Origin of the sequence: Streptomyces sp. NBC_00162 (assembly GCF_024611995.1) — a bacterium.
In the GTDB taxonomy this organism is placed as follows: domain Bacteria; phylum Actinomycetota; class Actinomycetes; order Streptomycetales; family Streptomycetaceae; genus Streptomyces.
Genome location: NZ_CP102509.1, coordinates 5,678,231 through 5,695,905 on the forward strand (window position 1 = coordinate 5,678,231; position 17,675 = coordinate 5,695,905).

Consider the following 17,675-nt stretch of genomic DNA (forward strand, 5'->3'; position numbering starts at 1 on the left):
CGCAGGGACCTCCGGCCTGTCCGAAGTGCCCTATATCACTCCTTATCTGGTCCGGGGGGACCCCGATCCGAGGGGATGACCACGGATGATGGAGGGCATGCAGGCCAAGCCCGTCGTCTCGGCGCTCCACTGGGCCGCGGCCTCCGGCCGCCGGCTCGCCGAGAGCTGGGCCGGTTCACCGCGGGCGCTGGACGTGCTGACGGCGCTCAGCTGCCTCGCCCTGATGGCGCTGGACCTCCCCGGCCTCGCCGCCGCCGACAACTCCCTCAACGGGCCGCTCGCCGCCGTGGTGCTCGCCGTCGGCTGTTCGAGCCTGCTGGTGCGCCGCCGGGCGCCCTGGATCTCGTACTTCGCCGCGCTGCTCTTCATCGGCTGGCTGCACGAGCTCACCCTGATCCAGTTCGCCCTCTACTCGGTCGGCCGCTACCGCGGGCGCCGGGCCGGGATCCTCGCCACCCTCGGGTACGTGGGCTTCGCGCTGGTGGTGTTCAGCGTGCCGGGCTGGCCCGGGCCGAAGGCCGAGAGCCTGAGCGCCTTCCTCAGCCTGGTCGTGCCCATCGGTGTGCTCGCCTCGGCCGTCGGCATCGCCGCCTACCGGCACGACCTGGTGTCGGAGCTCACCGCCCGGCGGGCCGAGTCCGCCGTGCTCCAGGCCGTGCAGCAGGAGCGCACCTCCGTGGCCAGCGACGTCCACGACTTCGTCGGGCGGGAGCTGACCCTGCTGACGGTGCGCTCCGAGGTGCTGTCGACGCGGGCGCGCGAGACGGCGTACGGATCAGACTTCGAGGAGCTGGCGGACACCGCGCGCCGGGCCCATCTCGTGCTCAACGAGATCATCGTGCTGCGCGGGGAGCGGGCCTCGACCCCGGGGGTGGACGGGTTGCCGGCGCTCGCGGAGGAGAGCGGGCGGGCCGGTTCGCCCGTACGGCTCGCCGTGGACCCGGACGTACACGCGCTGTCGCCGCTGCGGCAGGCGGCGGTCTACCGGGTCGTGCAGGAGTGCCTGACGAACGCGGCCAAGCACGCGCACGGCGAGACGATCGAGGTGTCGGTCAAGGCGGACGGCCCGCGGCTGCGGATCGCCGTCAGCAACGCGCTGCCCGCCCGGACCCCCGGCCGGGCCCCGGTCTCGGCCGGTTCGGGCACGGCGAGCATGTCCGAGCGGGTGCGCAGCCTGGGCGGCGACCTGACGGCGACGCGCACGCGGGACTCGTACGAGGTCGTCGCCACCCTGCCGCGCCACTAGGGCGTGTCCGGGCCGCGCGCTACGCCTTCGCCGGGGCCAGCAGGCTGTTCAGGGTGTCCAGGTCCTCGACGCAGCGGCCCGAGCCCAGGGCCACGCAGTCCAGGGGGTTGTCGGCGACGAAGACCGGGATGCCGGTCGCCGAGGCCATCCGCAGGTCGAGGCCGGGCAGGAGCGCGCCGCCGCCGGTCAGGACGATGCCGTGTTCCATCACGTCGCCGGAGAGTTCGGGCGGGCACTCCTCCAGGGTGGTGCGCACGGCGGCGATGATCGCCTCGATCGGCTCGTCCAGGGCGGCCCGTACGTCCGGCGCGGTCAGCTCCAGCGTCTTGGGCATGCCGCCGACCTTCTCGCGGCCGCGCACGGTGAAGGTGCGGGTCTCCAGCTCCGGCCGGCCGGGCACCGGCCAGGCCGATCCGATGCCGACCTTGATGTCCTCGGCGGTGCGCTCGCCGATGAGCAGCGCGTGCTCCTTGCGGACGTAGTCCATGATCGCCGAGTCCAGCCGGTCTCCGCCGGCGCGCAGCGACCGGGAGGTGACGATGCCGCCGAGCGAGATGACGGCGACCTCCGAGGTGCCGCCGCCGATGTCCACGACCATCGAGCCGCGCGGTTCGGCCACCGGGAGCCCGGCGCCGATGGCCGCGGCCATCGGTTCCTCGATGAGGTGGACGGTCCTGGCCCCGGCCCGGGTGGAGGCGTGGACGATGGCGCGCCGTTCGACCGGGGTGACCCCGGACGGGACGCAGATCACCATGCGGGTGCGCGGCCGCCGGCCGGGGACCGCCTTGCGCACGAAGTGCCGGATCATCTCCTCCGCGGCCTCGTAGTCGCAGATCACGCCGTCCTTGAGGGGGCGGATGGCGGTGATGGAGCCGGGGGTTCGGCCGATGGTCTCCTTGGCCTCCGTCCCGACGGCCAGGGCGGTGGTGGTGCCCGCCTTCACGGCGACCACGGACGGCTCATTGAGGACGATTCCGTGCCCCCGTGCGTAGATCAGGGTGTTCGCGGTCCCCAGATCCATCCCTATGTCGCGGCTGGATGCTGTCTTGTTGCTGCTGGCCTGCGGCATTTGTTCCCCAATCTCCTGCCCGCAAGGCTTGCATAACGATCTGGTCGCTTTGCCGGTCGCAGGTCCTGAAACGCCCGGGTCGAAGGTCCCGCCGGTCCTCGTCCGTAGACTGGGCCCCGTGAGTGAGCAGCAGCCCGAGAGCCACGACCGTGACCGCGATGGCGCCTTCGACGAATCCGACGAGTTCGACCAGATCGTGGCGGAAGAGTCCGACCGCGACCCCGACCTGGCGGTGATCGAGGCCGGCAGCCGCACCCTGCGCGCCCAGGCCGGACCGCCGCAGGGCGACCCGGTGCCCGCCCGGCCCGTCGACCCGGAGGTCGCCAAGGCGCTGCTGGAGGTGGAGCAGGAGCTGGCCGGCCGCTGGGGCGAGACCAAGCTGGAGCCGTCCGTGACGCGGATCGCCGCGCTGATGGACGTCCTGGGCGATCCGCAGCGCGCGTACCCCTCCATCCATGTCACCGGCACGAACGGCAAGACCAGCACGGCCCGCATGATCGAGTCCCTGCTGAACGCCTTCGAGCTGCGTACCGGCCGCTACACCAGCCCGCACGTCCAGTCGGTCACCGAGCGGATCAGCCTCGACGGGGCGCCGATCACCGCCGAGCGGTTCGTCGAGACGTACCACGACATCAAGCCGTACGTGGAGATGGTCGACGCCGCCGAGGAGTTCCGGCTGTCGTTCTTCGAGGTGCTGACCGGGATGGCGTACGCGGCCTTCGCGGACGCCCCGGTGGACGCGGCCGTGGTCGAGGTCGGCATGGGCGGCACCTGGGACGCGACCAACGTCATCGACGGCTCGGTCGCCGTGGTGACCCCGATCAGCCTGGACCACACCGACCGGCTGGGCACCACGCCCGGCGAGATCGCCCTGGAGAAGGGCGGCATCATCAAGCAGGGCGCCACCGTGATCCTGGCGCAGCAGCCGGTGGACGCGGCGCAGGCGCTGCTGAAGAAGGCCGTCGAGGTCGACGCGACGGTGGCCCGCGAGGGCATGGAGTTCGGCGTGGTCACGCGCGAGGTCGCGGTCGGCGGCCAGCAGCTGACGCTGCGCGGGGTCGGCGGCGAGTACGACGGCATCTTCCTGCCGCTGTACGGGGCGCACATGGCGCACAACGCGGCGGTGGCGCTGGCCGCGGTCGAGGCCTTCTTCGGGGTCGGGACCGGCGGGCAGGAGCACGCGCGCGTGCTGGACCTGGACACCGTGCGGAAGGCCTTCGCCTCGGTGACCTCGCCGGGCCGCATGGAGGTCGTGCGGCGCAGCCCGACGGTGGTGCTGGACGCGGCGCACAACCCGGCGGGGGCGGCGGTCACCGCGGACGCGGTCACCGAGTCCTTCGGCTTCAGCCGGCTGATCGGCGTCGTGGCCGCGAGCGAGGGCAAGGACGTCCGCGGGGTGCTCGAGGCCTTCGAGCCGATCTGCGCGGAGGTGGTGGTGACGGAGAACTCCAGCCACCGGTCGATGGGCGCGGACGAGCTGGCGGCCGTCGCGGTCGAGGTGTTCGGCGTGGACCGGGTGCAGGTGGAGCCGCGGCTGGACGACGCACTGGAGGCGGCGATCACCCTGGCGGAGGAAGAGGCCGAGTACGGAGGGGCCGGGGTCCTGGTGACCGGTTCCGTGATCACGGTGGGCGAGGCCCGCCTGCTGCTGAAGAGGGGCTGAGGATGCGCACGCTGTGTGCGAGCACGCTGATCGGCGAGTTCTTCGTGATCGGCTTCGCGGGCCTGGTGGCCATGAAGAACCCCGACCTGACCCAGACCGCGGTGTGGACGGTGTGCGGGGTCACGATGCTGCTCTCGGTGCTGCTGTGCGGGATGCTCTCGCGTCCCGGGGCGGTCCAGCTGGGCTGGGCCCTGCAGATCGGCCTGATCGTGAGCGGGTTCGTCGTCCCGGCGATGTTCTTCCTCGGCGCGGTGTTCGCGGGGCTGTGGTGGTGCTCGGTGCACTACGGCCGCAAGATCGACGCGGCCAAGGCCCGGTGGGCGGCCATGGCGGAGGCGTCGGCGGCCCCCGGGGCGCCTGACGCTGTGTGACAGGTCCCCGGAACGGCCCTGTAGATTCGTCCTACCGCACCCGTATGCCGCAAGGAGCCGCAACATGACCCAGCGCACCCTCGTCCTGCTGAAGCCCGACGCCGTCCGTCGCGGTCTGGTGGGCGAGATCATCGGCCGTATCGAGCGGAAGGCCGGCTGGACCATCCCCGCGCTGGAGCTGCGCACGCTGGACCAGGAGACGCTCGAGGCGCACTACGGCGAGCACAAGGGCAAGCCGTTCTACGAGCCCCTGATGGGCTTCATGGCCAGTGGTCCGATCGTGGCCCTGGTCGTCGAAGGGGAACGCGCGATCGAGGGTGTCCGCCAGCTGGCCGGTCCCACCGACCCGATCGCCGCGGCGCCGGGCTCCATCCGGGGGGACTTCGGCACCATCGTCCGGGAGAACCTGATCCACGCCTCGGACTCCGAGGAGTCCGCGGAGCGCGAGCTGAAGCTGTTCTTCCCGGCTCTCTGACCATTCGTGAATATTCCGTGAGCACTATTTCCTGACGTGACATCAGCCGAATAGCGCTCATGACCTGGGGCGACCGAAGTAATTTCGGTCGCCCTGCGGTATTTCCGGGCGATACCGGGAACGCCTGGGCAGGACACGTCGTCACCACTAAGGGGGCGGGTATCCATTCCGGCGGGATTGCCGGAGTCCCGTCGAGCGGTGTCCGTACTCCCGGCACTACGATGGGGCCTCCACCCACACACCCACCTCGCCGACCTGACAGCAGCCGCTATCAACTGGAAGGCCAGACGCTCCTCATGGGGAACAAGGGGAACACTATGTCGTTCATCGGCCGTGACATGGCGATCGACCTCGGGACCGCCAACACGCTGGTGTACGTGAGGGGCCGGGGGATCGTCCTGAACGAGCCGTCCGTGGTCGCCATCAACACGAACACCGGCGGCATTCTGGCGGTCGGCTCCGAGGCGAAGAAGATGATCGGGCGCACGCCCGGCAACATCGTCGCCGTAAGGCCCCTCAAGGACGGCGTCATCGCCGACTTCGAGATCACCGAGCGCATGCTCCGGTACTTCATCCTCAAGATCCACAAGCGCCGCTACCTGGCCCGCCCGCGCGTCGTGGTGTGCGTGCCCTCCGGCATCACCGGAGTGGAGCGACGCGCCGTCATCGAGGCGTCCACGCAGGCCGGCGCCCGCCAGGTGCACATCATCGAAGAGCCCATGGCCGCCGCCATCGGCTCGGGCCTGCCCGTCCACGAAGCCACCGGCAACATGGTCGTGGACATCGGCGGCGGCACCACCGAGGTCGCCGTCATCTCCCTCGGCGGAATCGTCACGGCACAGTCCATCCGGGTAGCCGGCGACGAGCTCGACAACGCGATCATCCAGCACATCAAGAAGGAGTACTCGCTCCTCCTCGGCGAGCGCACCGCCGAGCAGATCAAGATCACCATCGGGTCGGCGTACGACCTCGACAAGGACGAGCACACCGAGATCCGGGGTCGCGACCTGGTCTCCGGCCTGCCCAAGACGGTCGTCATCTCGGCCGCCGAGGTGCGCAAGGCCATCGAGGAACCCGTCAACGCCATCGTCGACGCCGTCAAGACCACCCTCGACAAGTGCCCGCCGGAGCTCTCCGGCGACATCATGGACCGCGGCATCGTCCTGACCGGCGGCGGCGCCCTGCTGCGCGGCCTCGACGAGCGGCTGCGGCGCGAGACCGGGATGCCCATCCACATCGCGGAAGACCCGCTCGACTCCGTCGCACTCGGCTCCGGCAAGTGCGTCGAGGAGTTCGAGGCCCTCCAGCAGGTCCTGGACGCCCAGCCCCGTCGCTGACAGACACCCCTCCACGCCGGAGGGATCATGCGGAACACACAAGGATCCGCCGTACGGGTGCTACCGGGCCCGTGCGGCGGATCGTTGATATACAGGCAAAACAACATTCCGACGAGGAAGGCACGGCCGCCGCACGTGAGGGACACACGAGAAAGCCGGCTGCTCCTGGTGCTTCTGATCGCCATCGCGTTCGCATTGATCACGGTGGACATCAGGGCAGGCGAGGAGTCGCCGGTCGACGGTGCCCGGCAGGCCGCCGCAGCGGTCTTCGGCCCGGTCGAGAAGGGCGTGGCCACCGCCGTCGACCCGGTCGCCAACGCCATAGGGGCGGTACGGGACTCCGGCGAACGCCACAACCGCATCGCCGTGCTGGAGCAGCAGAACGCGGCCCTGAAGGCCAAGCTGGGCAGCGAGGACCAGACCCGCAGCCGCATCCACGAGCTGGACGAGATGCTCAAGCGGGCCGGCGCCGGACAGTACGGCATCAAGGGCGCAGAGGTCATCGCCATAGGAGCGGCCCAGGGCTTCTCCTGGACCGTCACCATCGACGCCGGCAGCAAGGACGGCATCGAGCGCGACATGACCGTCCTCAACGGGGACGGACTCGTCGGCCGGGTCACCACCGTCGGCCCCGACACCGCCACCGTCGTCCTCGCCAACGACCCCGACTTCACGGTCGGGACCCGCCTGGAGAAGACCGGCGAACTCGGCTTCGCCACCGGCCAGGGCGACCGCGCCCTGTCCGTCCAGATGCTCAACGGCAAGGCCAAGGTCAGCCCCGGAGACCGCCTCCTCACCTTCGGCTCGCACGGCAACAAGCCCTTCGTGCCCGGCGTGCCGATCGGTGAGATCGTCAAGGTCGACCCGGCCCGCGGCGACCTGACCCGCACCGTCTGGGTGCGTCCGTTCGTCGGCTTCTCGCGACTGGACATCGTCGGCGTCGTGGTGATGCCGCCGCGCGAGGACCCGCGCGACGCCGTCCTGCCGCCCAAGCCCGAGGCCCCCAAGCCCACCCCGACGGTCACCGTCACGGTCACCCCGTCCGGGTCCGCCAGTGTGCCCGGCACGCCGGCCGACGAGTAGGAGCAGACCGACCATGCGCTTCAACCGGATCCTGCTCTCGGCCACGCTCGTCGTGGTCGCCCTCGTCGTGCAGGTCACCGTCCTGGGCCGGCTCCAACTGCCCGGCGCCGTGCCCGACCTGCTGCTGCTCACCGTGGTCGCCCTCGCACTCGTGTACGGGCACGTCAGCGGCGCCCTCATCGGCTTCGCCGCCGGTCTCCTCGCCGACCTGGCACCCCCCGCCGACCACGCCGCCGGACGGTACGCGCTCGTCCTGTGCGTCATCGGCTACGTGTGCGGCCTGGTGCGCCCCGACAACGGACGGTTCCGCTCCGCCTGGGGCCCCCTGCTCACCGTCGTCGCCGCCGCGATCGGCTCCACCCTGCTCTACGCGAGCGTGGGCGCCCTCGTCGGCGACACCGCCGCCCGCCACGTGGGCCTGACCGGGCTGCTGTTCACCGCCACCCTCTACGACCTGCTGCTCGCGCCGTTCACCGTGCCCTTCATCATGGCGCTGGCCCGGCGCGCCGAGAACGACCCGATGGCCGTCGAGGCCGGCGGCGGACCGCCGCAGGGCAAGGACGTGTCCTCGGGCTGGCTGGCCGGCGGCACCGGCCTGCGCATCGGCAGCCAGCGCGGCGGCCTGCGGCTGAAGACCGCGCGCGGCCGCGCCAACCGGGCCGGCCGGATAAAGGGCGTCAAGGCGGTCAAGATCGTGAAGAGCGTCAAGAAACTGTGAGGGAGGAGCGGACGTGACCAACATCCCGGAGACCGGCCGCACTTCCCGGGTGCAGATCCGGCTCGTCATGATCCAGGTACTCGTCCTGTCGATGCTGGTCACCCTCGGCGGTCGCCTCTGGTACCTCCAGATCCGCAACGGGGACGAGTACTACCACGAGGCGAAGAGCAACCACGTCCAGCGGGTCGTCCAGCCCGCGGTGCGGGGGTCGATCCTCGACGCCCGCGGGGTCCCGCTCGCCGACAACGAGACCCGCCTGGTCGTCTCCGCCAGCCGCACCTCGCTGATGAAGATGAAGGACCGGGGCAAGTCCGTCATGACCCGCCTCGCCGACGTCCTGGGCATGACCCCCAAGGAGGTCATGGAGAAGGTCCGTCTCTGCGACTCCCAGACCCCTGCGCCCTGCTGGAACGGCTCCCCGTACCAGCCGATTCCGGTCACCCTCGAAGCCACCACGCAGCAGGCGCTGCAGCTGCGCGAACGCCCCGAGGAATTCCCCGGCATCACCGCGGAGCCCACCGCCGTGCGCCGCTACCCGGCCCCCGGCGGAGCCCGTACCTCACAGGTGCTCGGCTACCTCTCGCCGGTCACCGACGAGGAGATCCAGAAGGCCAAGGACACGGACTCGCCGCACCTGCGGTCCGATCAAGTGGGCCGCTCCGGGATCGAACGCACCTATGACAAGCAGTTGCGCGGCAAGGCGGAGGTCACCTCGTACGAGGTCGACAACCTCGGCCGGGTCATGGGCCAGACCAAGTCCGACCCCGGTGTGGCCGGGGCCACGCTCATCACCAGCATCGACGCCCGGGTCCAGGCCGTCGCCGAGTTCGAGCTCCAGCAGGCGATGAAGGTCGTCCGCCACGAGACCGACAACATCACCGGCCGCAAGTACGAGGCCGACTCGGGCGCCGTCGTCGTCATGGAGACCAAGACCGGCCGCGTCGTCGCGATGGCCTCCCAGCCCGACTACGACCCCAACGCCTGGGTCGGCGGCATCTCCGGCAAGGACTACGCCCGCCTCACCAGCAAGAACTCCAACTACCCGCTGCTCAACCGGGCCATCCAGGGCCAGGCTCCCGCCGGCTCCATCTTCAAGGTGGTCTCGGCGAGCGCGGCCGTGCGGGCCGGCTACGACTTCAACGGCAAGTACAACTGCAGCGCTTCCTACAACATGGGCGGCCGGAGCTTCGCGAACTTCGAGTCCAAGGGACACGGCCCCATCACCCTCGGAGACGCCCTCAAGTTCTCCTGCAACACCGTCTTCTACGCCCTCGGTCACAAGGAGTGGAACCGCGACGGCGGCCTCAAGCCGAAGAAGGACGCCCACGACTGGTTCTACCGGACCGCCCGCGAATTCGGACTCGGCTCCGAGACCCATGTCGACCTGCCGAACGAGGTCACCGGCCGCATCCCCGACCGCAAGTGGAAGCAGAGCTTCTGGGCGGCCAACAAGGACTCCTGGTGCAAGCAGGGCAAGCGGGGCGGCACCTACGTCGAGCAGATCGCCTACGAGAGCTGCCTCGAAGGCAATCAGCTGAAGGCCTACGACAGCATCAACTTCGCCATCGGCCAGGGCGACGTGCTCGTCACCCCCATCCAGATGGCGACCGCCTACTCCGCCATCAGCAACGGGGGCACCCTCTACAACCCCACGGTCGGCAAGGCCGTGATCAGCCCCGACGGCAAGCACATCGAGTGGATCAAGCCCCAGGCCCACGGCAGGCTGCCGATCGACGCCGAGACCATCGGCAACCTCGACAAGGGACTCCGCTCCGTCGCCGAGCCCGGCGGCACCGCCGCCTGGCGGTTCATCGGCTGGCCGCTGGACAAGATCCCGATGCGGGCCAAGACCGGCACCGCCCAGGTCTACGGCAAGCAGACCACCTCGTGGCTGGCGACCTACACCGACGAGTTCGCGATCGTCATGACGATCTCCCAGGGCGGCACCGGCTCCGGAGCCTCCGGCCCCGCCGTCCGCAACATCTACAACGCCATCTACGGCCTCGACATGGCCGGCAAGCAGGACCTGAAGAAGGCCCTGCTGCTCAAGCCGGAGGCGAAACTGCCCAAGATCCACCCCGACGGCTCCATCGACTCCCCGGAGATCCGGCCGTACGTACCGCCGTCCCCGGAGGAGCCGGAACCGCCCGCGCTCGCCGGGCCGCCCGCCCCGCCCCCCGCGCGTCAGGACTGAGGACCGAGGACCGAACGACCATGCAGACCGCCAACAAGTTCTCCGTCTCCCGGTACGCGCCCCAGCGCGGGGCGGTGGCCCGGCTCACCGCCCGCGACTCGGTGGTGCGCCGGCTCGACTGGCCGATACTCCTCTCCGCGCTCGCGCTGTCCTTCATCGGCGCCCTGCTGGTGTGGTCGGCGACCCGCAACAGGACGCAGCTGAACCAGGGGGACCCGTACTACTTCCTCGCCCGGCACGCCCTGAACACCGGCATCGGCCTCGTGCTGATGATCGGCACCATCTGGCTCGGCCACCGCACCCTGCGCGGCGCGGTGCCGATCCTCTACGGGCTCTCGCTCGTGCTGATCCTCGCGGTGCTCACCCCGCTCGGCGCCACGATCAACGGCGCCCACGCGTGGATCGTGATCGGCGGCGGATTCTCCCTCCAGCCCTCCGAGTTCGTGAAGATCACGATCATCCTGGTCATGGCGGTGCTGCTGGCGGCCCGGGTGGACGCGGGAGACCTCACCCATCCCGACCACCGCACGGTCGTCAAGGCCCTGTGCCTGGCCGCCGCCCCCATGGGCATCGTCATGCTGATGCCCGACCTCGGCTCCGTCATGGTCATGGTCGTCATCGTGCTCGGCGTGCTGCTGGCCTCCGGCGCCTCCAACCGCTGGGTGCTGGGCCTGCTCGGCTCGGGCGCGGGCGGAGCCATCCTGATCTGGCAGCTCGGCGTCCTCGACGAGTACCAGATCAACCGCTTCGCGGCCTTCGCCAACCCCGAACTCGACCCCGCCGGCGTCGGATACAACACCAACCAGGCGCGCATCGCGATCGGCTCCGGCGGGCTGACCGGCTCCGGCCTCTTCAAGGGCTCGCAGACCACCGGCCAGTTCGTGCCGGAGCAGCAGACCGACTTCGTCTTCACGGTGGCGGGGGAGGAGCTGGGCTTCCTCGGAGCCGGGCTGATCCTCCTGCTGCTGGGCGTGGTGCTGTGGCGAGCGTGCATGATCGCCCGCGAAACCACCGAGCTCTACGGGACGATCGTGTGCGCCGGAATCATCGCCTGGTTCGCCTTCCAGTCCTTCGAGAACATCGGGATGACCCTCGGGATCATGCCGGTGGCCGGGCTCCCGCTGCCGTTCGTCTCGTACGGAGGCTCGTCGATGTTCGCCGTGTGGGTGGCCATCGGGCTGTTGCAGTCGATCAAGGTGCAACGGCCATTGTCGGCCTGATGTCCCGTTCACCCTGCCGTCGTGATCCGTTCAGGACTAAGTTCGGTCTATGGCGGACACGAAGCGCGAGATCGAGCGGAAATTCGAGTTCACTAAGGCGTCGGCGGCCCGGCGCGGGGTGCCGGACCTGACGGGCACTGCCGCGATCGCGGCCGTCTCCGACCAGGGCACGGTCGACCTCGACGCCGTCTACTACGACACCCCGGACCACCGGCTCGCCGCCGACGGTCTCACCCTGCGGCGCCGAACCGGCGGCGGCGACGCGGGCTGGCACCTCAAACTGCCCGTCTCCCCGGGCGTACGCGACGAGATCGGGGCCGCGCTCAGCGACACCATCCCCGGCTCACTGGCCGCCCTGCTCCGCTCCCGGGTGCGCGGCGCCGGGCTGGAGCCGCAGGTCAGACTCCTCTCCTCGCGCAAGCTCAGCCATCTCCTGGACGCCGACGGAGCCCTGCTCGCGGAACTGAGCACCGACACGGTCCGGGCGGAGCGCGGCGAGGCCACCGCCGCCTGGACCGAGGTCGAGGTGGAACTCGCCGACGGGGTCGACCCCCAGCTGCTCGACGCGGTCGAGAAGGCCTTCCGCAAGGCCGGGCTCCGGGTCTCCGACGCCCCCTCGAAACTCGCCCGGGCCCTCACCGAGACCGACGCCGAGACCGACGCCGAGACCGAGGCCGAGCCCGGCGCCGAGCCCGCGGCCCCGCCCGTGGCGGATCCCGGTGACGGCACGGCGGGCGCGTACGTCCTCTCGTACCTGCGCGAACAGCGAGACGCCCTGATCACCCTGGACCCCGCCGTGCGGCGGGGCCTGCCGGACTCCGTCCACCAGATGCGGGTCGCCACCCGGCGCCTGCGCAGCGCCTTCAAGACGTACCGCAAGGTGCTGGACCGGGCCGTGACCGACCCGATCGGCGAGGAACTGCGCTGGCTGGCCGCCGAACTCGGCGTCGACCGCGATCAGGAGGTTCTGCTCGAGCGGATCCAGACCCGCCTCGACGAGCTCCCGCGCACCCTGCTGCTCGGCCCGGTCCGCAGCCGGCTGCGGACGTGGAACAACACCCGCCGCTCCGGATCGCGCCGCCGGGCTCTGGCCGTGCTCGACAGCGCCCGGTACCTCGCCCTGCTGGACTCCCTCGACGCCGTGCTGGACGCGCCGCCGCTGCTCAAGGCCTCCGGCGGGCGCGCGGAGCGGGTCCTGCCCAAGGCGGTGCTGCGCGACTACGAGCGACTCGCAGGCCGGGTCGAGGACGCGCTCGCCATGGAACCGGGCGGGGAACGCGACCTGGCCCTGCACGAGGCCCGGAAGGCGGCCAAGCGTGCCCGCTACGCGGCGGAGGCGGCCACCCCGGCCCTCGGCAAACCGGCGAAACGCCTGGCCAAGGCCGTGAAGGCGGTCCAGACCCTGCTCGGCGACCACCAGGACAGCGTGGTCGCCCGCGAGGCCCTGCGCGGCCTCGGCGTCCAGGCGGCGGCCGCGGGCGAATCGGCTTTCACCTGGGGCGTGCTCTACGCCCGCGAGGAGGCCCTGGCCGAGCGGCGAGAACGGGAGCTTCCGGACGTCTGGGGCAAGACCTCCGAGCCGGGGCTGCGGGCCGCCCTGGGATGATCATGTGGATGGGCGGTCTCTTTCGGATCATGCCGGTAAAGCCCGCGGCGGCTGGTGCCGTGCATCGCAAGGCGGAGGGGCGCCCGTGTACTGGACGTACTTGGGCGCCCCGACAACGCGGCGAGGTGCGGTGCCAGGCGTCGCGGGCCAGGCGTGATCCGAAAGAGGCGGCCCAAGGGCAGCTGGGCCTAGAGGTACGCTTGAGAGCTGCCCCCTGCCCGCTTCACGAAAGTCGCGTGATGACCGAGTCGGTCTTCCCTCAGCTTGAGGCCCTGCTTCCGCATGTGCAGAAGCCCATCCAGTACGTCGGCGGTGAACTCAACTCCACGGTCAAGGAGTGGGAGAGCTGCGACGTCCGCTGGGCGCTCATGTACCCGGACGCGTACGAAGTCGGGCTGCCCAACCAGGGCGTCATGATCCTTTACGAGGTGCTCAACGAACGCGAGGGCGTCCTCGCCGAGCGCACCTACAGCGTGTGGCCGGACCTCGAGGAACTGATGCGCGAGCACAAGGTGCCGCAGTTCACCGTGGACAGCCACCGCCCCGTCTCGGCCTTCGACGTGTTCGGCCTGTCCTTCTCCACGGAGCTGGGCTACACCAACATGCTCACGGCGCTGGACCTCGCGGGCATCCCGCTGGAGGCCCGCAACCGTACGGTCGACCACCCGATCGTCCTCGCGGGCGGCCACGCGGCCTTCAACCCCGAGCCGATCGCGGAGTTCATCGACTGCGCGGTCATCGGCGACGGCGAGCAGGCCGTCCTCGACATGACCGAGATCATCCGCACCTGGAAGGCCGAGGGGCGGCCGGGCGGACGCGAGGAAGTCCTGCTGCGCCTGGCGAAGACCGGCAACGTCTACGTGCCGGGCTTCTACGACGTCGAGTACCTGCCGGACGGCCGCATCGGCCGTGTCGTGCCCAACCGCTCCGGCGTGCCGTGGCGCGTGTCCAAGCACACGGTCATGGACCTCGACGAGTGGCCCTACCCCAAGCAGCCCCTGGTCCCGCTCGCCGAGACCGTCCACGAGCGCATGTCCGTGGAGATCTTCCGCGGCTGCACCCGCGGCTGCCGTTTCTGCCAGGCCGGCATGATCACGCGCCCCGTGCGGGAGCGAAGCATCACCGGCATCGGCGAGATGGTGGAGCGCGGCCTGAAGGCCACGGGCTTCGAGGAGGTCGGCCTCCTCTCCCTCTCCTCCGCGGACCACACGGAGATCGCCGACATCGCCAAGGGCCTCGCGGACCGCTACACGGACGACAAGGTGGGCCTGTCCCTGCCGTCGACCCGCGTGGACGCCTTCAACGTGGACCTGGCCAACGAGCTGACCCGCAACGGCCGCCGCTCCGGTCTGACCTTCGCCCCCGAGGGCGGCTCCGAGCGCATGCGCAAGGTCATCAACAAGATGGTCTCGGAAGAGGACCTGATCCGGACCGTCGCCACCGCGTACGGCAACGGCTGGCGCCAGGTGAAGCTGTACTTCATGGTCGGCCTGCCGACCGAGACCGACGAGGACGTCCTCCAGATCGGCGACATGGCGGTCAACGTCATCGCCAAGGGCCGCGAGGTCTCCGGCCAGAACGACATCCGCTGCACGGTGTCCATCGGCGGGTTCGTGCCGAAGCCGCACACCCCGTTCCAGTGGGCGCCGCAGCTGTCGGCCGAGGAGACGGATGCCCGCCTGGGCAAGCTCCGCGACAAGCTCCGCGGGGACAAGAAGTACGGCCGCTCCATCGGCTTCCGCTACCACGACGGCAAGCCGGGCATCGTCGAGGGCCTGCTCTCGCGCGGTGACCGCCGCATCGGCGACGTCATCCGTGCCGTCTACGAGTCGGGCGGCCGCTTCGACGGCTGGCGCGAGCACTTCTCGTACGACCGCTGGATGCAGGCGGCGGAGAAGACGCTGCCCGCCTACGGCGTGGACGTGGCCTGGTACACGACGCGTGAGCGCACGTACGAGGAGGTCCTGCCCTGGGACCACCTGGACTCCGGTCTCGACAAGGACTGGCTCTGGGAGGACTGGCAGGACGCCCTCGACGAGACCGAGGTCGAGGACTGCCGCTGGACCCCGTGCTTCGACTGCGGCGTCTGCCCGCAGATGGACACCCAGATCCAGATCGGCCCGACGGGCAAGAAGCTGCTGCCGCTGTCGGTCGTGAAGTGACCTCGGGCTGAACCCGCCCACATGTGCCCCCCACCGGGAACGGTGGGGGGCACATGTGCGTCGTCACAGGCATGGACCTGGAAAAACGTGCAGCGCACGAGCCGCGTGAGCCCCAACCCGGTGGGCAGGGGTGCGTGTTCGCGATGGTCCGGATCCCGGTGCGGATCCTGGCCGTGGTGATCGTGCTGCCCGTGCGGGTGGTCTGGGACCTGCTCGTCCTCGCGGCGCGCACCGTGTACCGGCGCGCCCTGCGCCCGGCCGGGGACGCGGTGGCCCGCGCCTGCGCCTGGCTGCGGCGGTACGTGCTGACCCCGGTCGGGCGCGCCCTCGCCTGGCTGGCGCGGGGGACCGGGCTGGTGCTGAAGTGGGCGGCGCTGGCCGTCTTCTACTGGCCCTGGGCGGGGCTGTGGCGGTACGTGCTCGCGCCGGCCGGGGCCGCCCTGTGGCGCTGGATCCTGGTACCGCTCGGCAAGGGGATCGCCCTGCTGGGCCGGGGAACCGCCGTCGGGCTGGAGTGGCTGGCCAAGGCGCTGTTCGTATGGCCGTGGGCGGCGCTGTGGAGGTACCTGCTCGTCCCCGCCGGCGCCGCGCTGTACCGGTACCTGCTGAGGCCGGCCGGCAAGGGGCTCGAATGGGTGGTCCTGGCGGTGGTCCGGTACCTGTTGAAGCCGTCGGGCGCGGCCGTGGCCTGGACGGTCACCGCCGTCTACCGGTACCTGCTCGTGCCGCCGGTCCGGGGCATCGCCTGGCTGGTCCGCAGGCTGTACCGGTACGTCCTCACCCCGGCCGGGCACGCCCTGGTGTGGTTCCTGCCGCGAGCCTTCGCCGCCGTGTTCGTGTGGCCGTGGGTGGCGCTGTACCGGTACGTCCTCACCCCCGGCGGGCACGGCGCCGCCTGGCTGGCCCGCGGTACCTGGGCCGCACTCGGCTGGCTGGGCAAGGCGCTGTTCGTCTGGCCCTGGGCCGCGCTGTGGAGCCACGTCCTCGTTCCGGCCACGATCGCCACCCACCGGTACCTGCTGACACCGCTCGGGCACGGCGCCGCCTGGCTGGCCCGGGGCCTGTACCGGTACGTGCTGACGCCCCTCGGCCACTTCGCCGCCTCCACCTGGCGGCTCGCCGGGCGCGTCAGCCGCGCCCTGGGCCGCGGGCTCGTGTGGCTCTGGCGCGGCTGCGTCGCCCGCCCCGCGGCCTGGGCCTACCGGCAGGTGGCCACGCCCGCCGGACATCTGGTCCGCGAGGTGTGGCGCGCCTCCCGGACCGCGGCACGCGAGGTGTGGCGTACCTCCCGCGCCGCGGCACGCGAGGTGTGGCACACCGCCCGCAGCGCCGTCCGAGAGGCGCGGGCCGGGGTGCGGCAGGCGCTCTTCGGTACTCCTCCCCGGGAACCGGCGAGGTCACGGGCGCGTACTCTGGGTAGTACGACAGCCGCAGGCAAGACGCCCGCTCCCGAGATCTCCCTCCACGAACGGCAGGGGTGAGCCGGAGGCAGGGCGTGGCCCGCAGGCCCCACAGACGCTCAGGGCGACGCGCGAGCCGCGGAGCCCCGCACAAGGAGAAGAACCACTGGGCAAGCGACAGCCCGAAGGCCCGCCTCCCGCACCGGTGGTGCAGCGCATCCGACTGCGCTACACCAAGCGCGGCCGCCTCCGGTTCACCAGCCACCGCGATTTCCAGCGCGCCTTCGAGCGGGCCCTGCGCCGCGCCGAGGTGCCGATGGCGTACTCGGCCGGTTTCACCCCGCACCCCCGCGTCTCGTACGCGAACGCCGCCCCGACCGGGACCGGCAGCGAGGCCGAGTACCTGGAGATCGCCCTCGCCGAGCCCCGCGACCCCGAGAAGCTCCGTGAGCTGCTCGACGAGTCGATGCCGGCCGGGCTCGACATCATCGACGCCGTGGAGGCCCGCACCTCGGGCCTCGCGGACCGGCTCACGGCCTCCGTCTGGGAGCTGCGCCTGGACGGCGTGGAGCCCTCCGAGGCCGAGCGGGCCGTGGCGGCCTTCCTCGCCGCCGAGACCGTGGAGGTGCAGCGACGTACCAAGAACGGCATCCGGACCTTCGACACGCGCGGCGCTGTAGTCAGTCTCGAGGCACTTCCTGCCCAGGCTGATAGGCCCCTGGACAATGCCTGTGCGATACTGCGCCTGGTTGTTCGGCATCTGACACCTGCCGTGCGACCCGACGACGTCCTGTCCGGTCTCCGAGCTGTGGCCGACCTGGCGCCGCCGGTCCCCTCAGCGGTGACCAGGCTGGCGCAGGGGCTCTTCGACGAGGAGTCCGGCACGGTGACCGACCCGCTCGCGCCCGACCGCGAGGCTGATACGGCCGCTACACCCACGGCCGCCGTAGCCGCCGACGCGAAGGCGCCGGAAGGTCCCGCCGCGTAAGGAACGCCGTCGTCGCGCAGCCCTGGCACTCGGGAGCCACCTGGGTCGGGCCGCGCACACGACCTGAAGACTTCCGCCAGGCCGTACGGACAACACGTACGGAACCGGCGGCCATGAAACTGAGCTCCCGTGTGGCGAACGCG

The 17,675-nt window shown here is 70.9% G+C and carries 14 protein-coding genes; 13 read left to right on the forward strand and 1 reads right to left on the reverse strand.

Going from position 1 to position 17,675, the window contains the following annotated elements; translation table 11 throughout:
* Positions 1–97: 97 nt before the first annotated feature.
* Positions 98–1,246, forward strand: a complete 1,149-nt coding sequence (locus JIW86_RS26360) for a sensor histidine kinase (protein WP_257556332.1) — start codon at positions 98–100, stop codon at positions 1,244–1,246.
* Positions 1,247–1,265: 19 nt separating this feature from the next.
* On the opposite strand, the gene JIW86_RS26365 is transcribed toward JIW86_RS26360, so the two are convergent.
* Positions 1,266–2,315, reverse strand: coding sequence for a rod shape-determining protein (locus tag JIW86_RS26365; protein WP_257556333.1), 1,050 nt, complete (start codon positions 2,313–2,315; stop codon positions 1,266–1,268).
* Positions 2,316–2,433: 118 nt separating this feature from the next.
* On the opposite strand from JIW86_RS26365, the gene folC reads away from it, so the two are divergent.
* The 12 genes from folC (at position 2,434) to JIW86_RS26425 (ending at position 17,532) form a co-directional block, all read left to right on the forward strand.
* Positions 2,434–3,978, forward strand: a complete 1,545-nt coding sequence (folC, locus tag JIW86_RS26370) for a bifunctional tetrahydrofolate synthase/dihydrofolate synthase (protein ID WP_257556335.1) — start codon at positions 2,434–2,436, stop codon at positions 3,976–3,978.
* A gap of 2 nt (positions 3,979–3,980) precedes the next feature.
* Positions 3,981–4,349, forward strand: a complete 369-nt coding sequence (locus JIW86_RS26375; RefSeq protein WP_215140039.1) for a DUF4233 domain-containing protein — start codon at positions 3,981–3,983, stop codon at positions 4,347–4,349.
* Between the two features lie 64 nt (positions 4,350–4,413).
* Entirely contained in the window at positions 4,414–4,824 is a 411-nt protein-coding gene (gene ndk, locus JIW86_RS26380) for a nucleoside-diphosphate kinase (protein WP_215140040.1), read from the forward strand.
* 317 nt (positions 4,825–5,141) lie between these two features.
* Positions 5,142–6,161: a rod shape-determining protein gene (locus JIW86_RS26385; RefSeq protein WP_008738981.1), complete on the forward strand. Its 1,020-nt coding sequence runs from the start codon at positions 5,142–5,144 to the stop codon at positions 6,159–6,161.
* 135 nt (positions 6,162–6,296) lie between these two features.
* Positions 6,297–7,244, forward strand: coding sequence for a rod shape-determining protein MreC (mreC, locus tag JIW86_RS26390; RefSeq protein WP_215140041.1), 948 nt, complete (start codon positions 6,297–6,299; stop codon positions 7,242–7,244).
* A gap of 13 nt (positions 7,245–7,257) precedes the next feature.
* Complete coding sequence (mreD, locus tag JIW86_RS26395) at positions 7,258–7,962, forward strand: rod shape-determining protein MreD (protein WP_257556336.1); 705 nt, start codon at positions 7,258–7,260, stop codon at positions 7,960–7,962.
* Positions 7,963–7,975: 13 nt separating this feature from the next.
* Positions 7,976–10,156 carry a penicillin-binding protein 2 gene (gene mrdA, locus JIW86_RS26400; protein ID WP_257556337.1) on the forward strand — a complete coding sequence of 727 codons (2,181 nt, stop codon included), beginning with the start codon at positions 7,976–7,978 and terminating at the stop codon, positions 10,154–10,156.
* Between the two features lie 20 nt (positions 10,157–10,176).
* On the forward strand, positions 10,177–11,376 hold the full coding sequence (rodA, locus tag JIW86_RS26405) for a rod shape-determining protein RodA (protein WP_257556338.1): 1,200 nt from the start codon (positions 10,177–10,179) through the stop codon (positions 11,374–11,376).
* A gap of 49 nt (positions 11,377–11,425) precedes the next feature.
* The gene (locus JIW86_RS26410; protein ID WP_257556339.1) at positions 11,426–12,982 is read left to right on the forward strand and encodes a CYTH and CHAD domain-containing protein; all 1,557 of its coding nucleotides are present in this window, start codon (positions 11,426–11,428) and stop codon (positions 12,980–12,982) included.
* Positions 12,983–13,218: 236 nt separating this feature from the next.
* Complete coding sequence (locus JIW86_RS26415; RefSeq protein WP_257556340.1) at positions 13,219–15,144, forward strand: TIGR03960 family B12-binding radical SAM protein; 1,926 nt, start codon at positions 13,219–13,221, stop codon at positions 15,142–15,144.
* A 134-nt stretch (positions 15,145–15,278) separates the two neighbouring features.
* The gene (locus tag JIW86_RS26420; RefSeq protein ID WP_416237603.1) at positions 15,279–16,625 is read left to right on the forward strand and encodes a hypothetical protein; all 1,347 of its coding nucleotides are present in this window, start codon (positions 15,279–15,281) and stop codon (positions 16,623–16,625) included.
* 127 nt (positions 16,626–16,752) lie between these two features.
* Entirely contained in the window at positions 16,753–17,532 is a 780-nt protein-coding gene (locus JIW86_RS26425; RefSeq protein ID WP_215140047.1) for a TIGR03936 family radical SAM-associated protein, read from the forward strand.
* Positions 17,533–17,675: the final 143 nt, after the last annotated feature.

Bases quoted from the DNA above. Each gene is read 5' to 3' on its own strand.
- JIW86_RS26360 (WP_257556332.1), top strand. From the start codon at position 98: ATGCAGGCCAAGCCCGTCGTCTCGGCGCTCCACTGGGCCGCGGCCTCC.
- JIW86_RS26365 (WP_257556333.1), bottom strand. From the start codon at position 2,315: ATGCCGCAGGCCAGCAGCAACAAGACAGCATCCAGCCGCGACATAGGG.
- JIW86_RS26375 (WP_215140039.1), top strand. From the start codon at position 3,981: ATGCGCACGCTGTGTGCGAGCACGCTGATCGGCGAGTTCTTCGTGATC.
- ndk (WP_215140040.1), top strand. From the start codon at position 4,414: ATGACCCAGCGCACCCTCGTCCTGCTGAAGCCCGACGCCGTCCGTCGC.
- JIW86_RS26385 (WP_008738981.1), top strand. From the start codon at position 5,142: ATGTCGTTCATCGGCCGTGACATGGCGATCGACCTCGGGACCGCCAAC.
- mreD (WP_257556336.1), top strand. From the start codon at position 7,258: ATGCGCTTCAACCGGATCCTGCTCTCGGCCACGCTCGTCGTGGTCGCC.
- rodA (WP_257556338.1), top strand. From the start codon at position 10,177: ATGCAGACCGCCAACAAGTTCTCCGTCTCCCGGTACGCGCCCCAGCGC.
- JIW86_RS26410 (WP_257556339.1), top strand. From the start codon at position 11,426: ATGGCGGACACGAAGCGCGAGATCGAGCGGAAATTCGAGTTCACTAAG.